The organism is Oleiagrimonas sp., from assembly GCF_027858935.1.
Lineage (GTDB): Bacteria > Pseudomonadota > Gammaproteobacteria > Xanthomonadales > Rhodanobacteraceae > Oleiagrimonas.
This window is the reverse complement of sequence record NZ_JAQIBU010000036.1, coordinates 1-4,830: the sequence shown is the minus strand read 5'-3', so window position 1 is coordinate 4,830 and position 4,830 is coordinate 1. Positions and strand designations below refer to the sequence as shown.

3 protein-coding genes are annotated in these 4,830 nt (G+C 63.9%); 2 read left to right on the top strand and 1 reads right to left on the bottom strand.

Going from position 1 to position 4,830, the window contains the following annotated elements; genetic code table 11:
* The first annotated feature begins 234 nt into the window (after positions 1-234).
* A complete protein-coding gene (locus PF446_RS01360) occupies positions 235-468 on the top strand; it encodes a hypothetical protein (RefSeq protein WP_298068946.1) in 234 nt (77 codons plus the stop codon).
* Positions 469-795: 327 nt separating this feature from the next.
* On the opposite strand, the gene PF446_RS01355 is transcribed toward PF446_RS01360, so the two are convergent.
* On the bottom strand, positions 796-2,091 hold the full coding sequence (locus PF446_RS01355; RefSeq protein WP_298068944.1) for an MFS transporter: 1,296 nt from the start codon (positions 2,089-2,091) through the stop codon (positions 796-798).
* A gap of 364 nt (positions 2,092-2,455) precedes the next feature.
* Between PF446_RS01355 and PF446_RS01350 the strand changes: the two genes are divergently transcribed.
* Positions 2,456-4,351, top strand: coding sequence for a 1-acyl-sn-glycerol-3-phosphate acyltransferase (locus tag PF446_RS01350; RefSeq protein WP_298068942.1), 1,896 nt, complete (start codon positions 2,456-2,458; stop codon positions 4,349-4,351).
* Positions 4,352-4,830 lie beyond the last annotated feature (479 nt).

The window sequence follows — 4,830 nt, the reverse complement described above, 5'->3', positions numbered from 1 at the left end:
ATCGTGGAGGCCTCGCGTGAACTGCTGGAACGAACCGATGCCGCCGAACTCCCGGAGTTCGTCTCTTCGCGCCTGACCACGCTGGAAACCCTTATCGCCATGGTCGAGGACGTCGGCTTAGGACTGCCGGACGAGGACCGCGCCAATGTGCTCTCGGCGTGGACCTAAAATGCACGTCCCGACGACGCTATCCCGGACGACATACCTGTACTGGGTTTTCTCGACGATGCAATCATGATCGAGCTGTGCGCGCGCGATCTCACGCACGAGATCGAGGCCTACGAAGGCTTCCGGTCCTGGCGCGAGAACGAAGCCAGGCGCCGCGGCGAGGACAACGCCAAACTTACCCTGAACCGGGTCGACTGGGCCGAGGCACAGCGCACCGAAGCCATCGAGCGCATGCACCGCAAGCGTCAGGAATCGTACCTGAGCGGCAACTGGTCGCCGACACTGTTCAAGGTGCGTTGAGCATCACCCGGCATGCCATCTCGGAAAAGGGCGCCTCGGCGCCTTTTTCTTGCCTGGCGATCCGAGGCGGTGTCCTGCCAGCGCGTGCACCGTGGTGCCGTGGCGGATTGCGCAGGCGCTGCGCAACAGACCGCATGCCTCCCGCGAGGCCAGGGCAGCGAAGGCGGTACAGGCCCCGTGCGCCTTCGGTAACCATACCGGCACACGGCGATTGGCGATACGCGGCCATACCTGTGGATCCATGCACGCATGGTCCAAACAGCGCAAATATCCGCAGTGGGCAGTGGTCTTGCAGGTCAGTGGTTTGTGGCGCGGCGACTTGGACGGCTAGGTGTCTTCGGTCTCGACTTCGGGCAGGCGCAGGCTGAGCACCGCGCCGCACAGGCCCATCAAGGCCAGTGCCGCCAGCACCGCTGCCAGTGACCAGGCCGAAAGCGCGGCCATCGCCCCGCCCACCGTCAGCAGCAACACGCCGATGGCCGAGTTGCTGACGGCCACATAGTTGGTGCGCTGGTCGCCTTCGGCCATGTCCACCACGTAGGTCTTGCGGCCGGTACGCACCGCCTGGTGGGCCAGCGAGAGCGCGAAGAACATCAACGGCATCACCCAGGCCAGCGCCAGCAGTCCGTTCCACCACAGGCTGGCCGCGGCCAGCGTCGCGCCCAGTCCCGCACCGCCCAGGCCGCCGATGACCATGACCTGGCGGCTGGAACGGTCCGCCAGCCGGCCCCAGACCGGGCCGCCCAACATCGAGGCGAGGCCCTCGGCGACAATGAAGGCCGCCAGCAGGCGTGGAGAGTGCCCCAGGTGATGCTGGGCCAACATCACGTAATAGGGCGCAGACAGGGACGTGCACATCAACAGTGCGCGTGCGATCACGAAGTGGCGTAGCTGCGCATCGCGGAACAGCATGCGCAGGCGGGTCTGGCTGTCTTCGCCGTCGCTTTTTGCGCGGGGTTCGCGCACGGCCGTGAACAGCAGTGCGGCCAGCAGCCAGAGCACGCCCGCGCCGGTGAGCAGTGCGGCGTAGCCGGTGGCGTTCAGTGTATCCGGCCCCAGCAGCATAGCGCCCGCGCCGATGCCCAGTGTGGCCACGCCCGCGGCACTGGCCGCCCAGCCGGTCGCGCGTCCGCGGCGTTGCTTGGGCAGGGTGCGCCCGAGCACGTCCTTGGAGGCCACCGAGGACAGGCTGCGCGAAAGCGCGAACAGCGCCAGCAGGCCCAGCAGGACCAGGCCGGCCGTGCGTCCGCGCAGAAACAGTGCGCACAGTGCCATGCCGAACATGCTGGCCGCCTGCAGCAGCGAACCCAGCGACCAGGCCCACTTGCGATGCGCAAAGCGCTGTACGCTGCCGGCCAGCCCGATCTGCAGCAGCATGCTGCCTGATTCGCGCAACGGCACCAGCAGCGCCGTCATCCATCCCGGCACGCCCAGCGTTCCGGCCAGCCAGGTCAACGTGGTCTTGGGGTTGCTGAGTGCATCGCCCAGCTTGGTCAGGAAGTGGCTGCCGACAAACAGGAAAAAATTGCGCGGTTCGGCGCGGCGTTGTGCGTCGTCCGTCTTGCTTGACGGTCGCGCACTCTGGTCGGTGGCCACCACGGTCCGGTAGATACGTTCGGCCATGCCCATGCCACAAGCCTACCTGCTGCTGCGCGGGCGTTCCAACTGCGGTGGAGCAGGCCGGCATGTGAGGCAGTGATCGAGCCTTCGGCCCCAGCACCGGAACAAGGGGCAGCCATGGACCCTGTCCGGGGGGCAGGACATCACCATACTGCGATGACGATGCGCGCAGTGCATGCATGGTGGACCCCCTGCCATATAGGCCATCTCCGCGGAATTTCGACGGGATGCGGGCGAAAACCGCGAGTCCAAGACGCCTGCTGGAGCGTGCTGCTGCAGGCTGTTTTCCATGGGGTGCGCATGTGAAGTCGCGCCCTGGATCAGATAGGCTCAAAAGGCATAAGAGATTACAAGAACGAGGTGACCGATGAAAAAACTGAAACAGTCGGTGATTCTGCTCGTCTACAGCATCTACGGATTTTATGCCGTGGCAGTGACCATCGCGTGCCTGTTTGTCGGCGGCCTGATTGCGTTGGCGATGCCGACTCTTGGCTTGCGCCGCCTGGTCGCGCGCTGGACCTTGCGGATCCTGTTTTTCCTCTCCGCGATGCCCTATCGACGCAAGGGCCTGGGCGCGTTGCCGGACCAGCCTTGCGTGGTGATCGCCAATCACCGCAGCTATCTGGATGGCCTGGCGCTGATCGCCGCGCTGCCACCGCATTTCTCTGCGGTGATCAAGCACGAGATGGCCGAGGTCCCGTTCATCGGATGGTTCTTGCGCCGCATCGGTTGCCGTTTCGTCGAGCGCGAGCCGGCCGTCCGGGCCGGACGGGATACGCTTGAATTGCTGGAAGCACTGCAGGCTGGCGAATCCCTGGCGATTTTCCCCGAGGGGACTTTTTCCACCGATGCCGGCATGTTGCCTTTCCGCGATGGGGCGTTCTATCTGGCGGCAAAGACCGATGCACCGGTCGTGCCGGTGGCGATCGACGGCGCCCGCAAGATTCTTCCGGAAGGCCGATTCCTCCCCTGGCCGGGAAGCTTGTCGGTGCGTGCGTTCAAGGCGATCCCTCCCGATGGAGGCGACCGTGCCGCAGCCAGGCGGTTGCGCGAAAAGGCACAAGCCGTGTTGTCGGATCAGCTGAAACCCCATCCGGCCGCACGCAGCCGGGCAAAGCACGACCATGCCTACTACCAGGACGTGTTTTCCGGACACGCTCTACCGCTGTGTTATCTCGATCTTGATCTTCTTGAGCGCAACATTCGTAGCATTCTCAAGCGCACTGGCGGCAAAAAGCTGCGCGTGGACGCACGGATGCTTCAGTGTCCCGGCATCATTCAGCGGGTGATGCGGTCCAGTCCGCGTTTCCACGGCGTGAAATGCTCGACCGTGGCTGAAGCCATCCGTCTGCTGGACATGGACGATATGTCCGACATGCTGGTGACGTGCCCGACAGTGCAGTCCAAGGCGCTGGAACGGGTCTGCGCGGCGATAGAAGCGGCACATCAGATCACGCTGACGGTCGATTCGCCAGCCCATCTGGAGGCGATCTCCAAGATCGCCAGCCGCAGGGATGCCCGCGTCCCGTTGTGCGTGGAACTGGACATGTCGATTGCGCGTGCCGGGCTCGAAGGTCCGGCACGACGCTCGCCGATTCGGTCCAACGAGGCGTTGCTGCGACTGGTGCAGCGCATCGACGAAACGCCGGGCGTGTACTTTCGCGGTGTGCTGACCCACGAGACCCAACGCAATCACTTTGCAGAATGGATGTCATCCGGCGGCGGAGGCGACAAAGCGGCCCTGAGCAAACGCAATGCCGCCCGGGTGCAGGCGCGCCGTCATGAGATGGTCCAGGCGCTGCAGGCGCAAGGTCATGAAGACTTTCTGGTGAACTGCGGTGGCGCCGGCAGCATGTCCTTCAATGCCAGTCACGCCGCAGTGACGGAGATCTCCGTGGGTGCAGCGCTGTTTGGTCTTGACCCCGACGACGAGCAGGATATTCCCGCGGCCGGTTATGCCGCCGAGATCATACGCAAGCCAGGCGAGGATCGTTATACCTGCCTTGTCGGTGGCTACACCGCTTCGCGTACTGCCGGTACGCAGTCGCTGCCACGACCCTACCTGCCCGACGGAGCCTACCTGGATGAATTGCACGGCTCCGCCGAGGCACAATTGCCCATCCGGTGCACCGAACGGCTCGACATCGGCGACATGGTGTTCCTGCATCCGGTCAACACCAACGAAATGTGCGAGCGCTTCAGTCGCCTGCAACTGGTCCAGAACGGCGCGATCGTGGGCGAAGCCGAAACCTATCGCCTTTGAGTTGGCTTGCGTCTGGCTTCTTGGCGGTGTGGGTTGTACGTAAAAACCTGTTGCTCTTTGGAGCACGTTGGCTTCGCTTCCATGCGGAACTATCACTTCAGAAGAGCAAACGTGGCGCGACGTTCTACACTTCAATTCTGTTTCACCCCGGAATGCCGATCGCGCAGGGCGAACCGGATGACCCTCCGAGGCAAAGCGCACATTGACGCGTTTGCCGGGCTTGGTATCCAATGGATGAGGATGAAAAAGCTCATCAACACGCTCATTTGCCCGCTTCATCTGCTTCCGTGCGCTCCAGACATGGAAGCCACTTGAGCTCCAAACGCACCCACCGACAGGTCGCGCAGCCCGCCTTGTCCCTGCTGGCGCTGATGATGGCCGTGGGGCCGTTCGGCGACACCGAATACACGCCGGCAATGCCGGCCATCAGTCATTCGCTGCACGCCGGCTACGGCATGGTGCAGCTGACCATGACCTCC